At 53.2% G+C, this 1,331-nt stretch carries 1 protein-coding gene; it reads right to left on the bottom strand.

All coding sequences use genetic code 11. The annotated features are described in order from the left end of the window. Window positions 1-11: 11 nt before the first annotated feature. Window positions 12-1,240, bottom strand: a protein-coding gene (locus tag A7589_RS20750) for an IS3 family transposase (protein ID WP_104457020.1) whose coding sequence is annotated in 2 segments (ribosomal slippage) — window positions 12-925 and window positions 925-1,240 — 1,230 coding nt in all. Because the reading frame shifts where the segments join, the coding sequence is not laid out codon by codon here. Window positions 1,241-1,331: the final 91 nt, after the last annotated feature.

A 1,331-nucleotide genomic window follows, 5' to 3' on the forward strand; every position in this document is an offset into this window, starting at 1 on the left:
TGGATTTGCCCCTATATTTCCAGACACCTGTTATCACTTAACCCATTACTGGCCCGCTGCCGCAGATATTCCCGTGGCGAGCGATAACCCAGCGCACTATGCGGATGCCATTCGTTATAATGCTCGAACGCCTCTGCAAGGTTCTTTGCTGCCGTTAACCCGTCTGGTTTGGGCATGATACTTATGTAGTCACGCTTTATCGTTTTCACGAAGCTCTCTGCTATTCCGTTACTCTCCGGACTCCGCACTGCCGTGTTCTTCGGTTCAAGTCCCAACATCCTGGCGAACTGACGTGTTTCATTCGCCCGGTAGCATGAACCATTATCCGTCAGCCACTCCACTGGAGACGCCGGAAGCTCGCTGCCAAAGCGGCGTTCCACTGCTCCCAGCATGACGTCCTGTACTGTTTCACTGTCGAAGCCACCCGTTGTGACCGCCCAGTGCAGTGCCTCACGGTCACAGCAGTCCAGCGCGAACGTGACCCGCAGTTTTTCTCCGTTATCACAGCGGAACTCAAACCCGTCAGAGCACCATCGCTGATTACTTTCTTTCACAGCCACTCTGCCGGTATGTGCCCGTTTCGATGGCGGTACAGCGGGTTTTCGCTCAAGCAACAGCGCATTCTGGCGCATGATCCGGTAAACACGTTTGGCATTGATCGCAGGCATACCATCAAGTTCTGTTTGTCTGCGAAGCAGCGCCCATACCCGACGATAACCATATGTGGGCAGCTCTCCGATAACATGGTGTATACGGCGAAGCACATCCGTATCATCCGTGTGACGGCTGCGGCGGCCATCCTTCCAGTCATCGGTTCGTCTGAGAATGACGTGCAACTGCGCACGCGACACCCGGAGACAACGGCTGACGAAGCTTACTCCCCATCCCCGGGCAATAAGGGCGCGTGCGCTATCCACTTTTTTGCTCGCCCATATTCAACGGCTTCTTTAAGGAGTTCATTTTCCATCGTTTTTTTGCCGAGCAGGCGCTGGAGTTCTTTAATCTGCTTCATGGCGGCAGCAAGTTCAGAGGCAGGAACGACCTGTTCTCCGGCAGCCACAGCAGTAAGACTTCCCTCCTGGTATTGCTTACGCCAGAGAAATAGCTGGCTGGCTGCCACACCATGTTGCCGGGCAACAAGGGAGACCGTCATTCCCGGTTCAAAGCTCTGCTGAACGATAGCGATCTTTTCCTGTGTAGTACGCCGTCTGCGTTTCTCCGGCCCTAAGACATCAATCATCTGTTCTCCAATGACTAGTCTAAAAACTAGTATTAAGACTATCACTTATTTAAGTGATATTGGTTGTCTGGAGGTTCAGGGGGCCAGTCTA

The sequence above is a fragment of the Escherichia sp. MOD1-EC6475 genome, from assembly GCF_003046645.1.
Lineage (GTDB): Bacteria > Pseudomonadota > Gammaproteobacteria > Enterobacterales > Enterobacteriaceae > Escherichia > Escherichia ruysiae.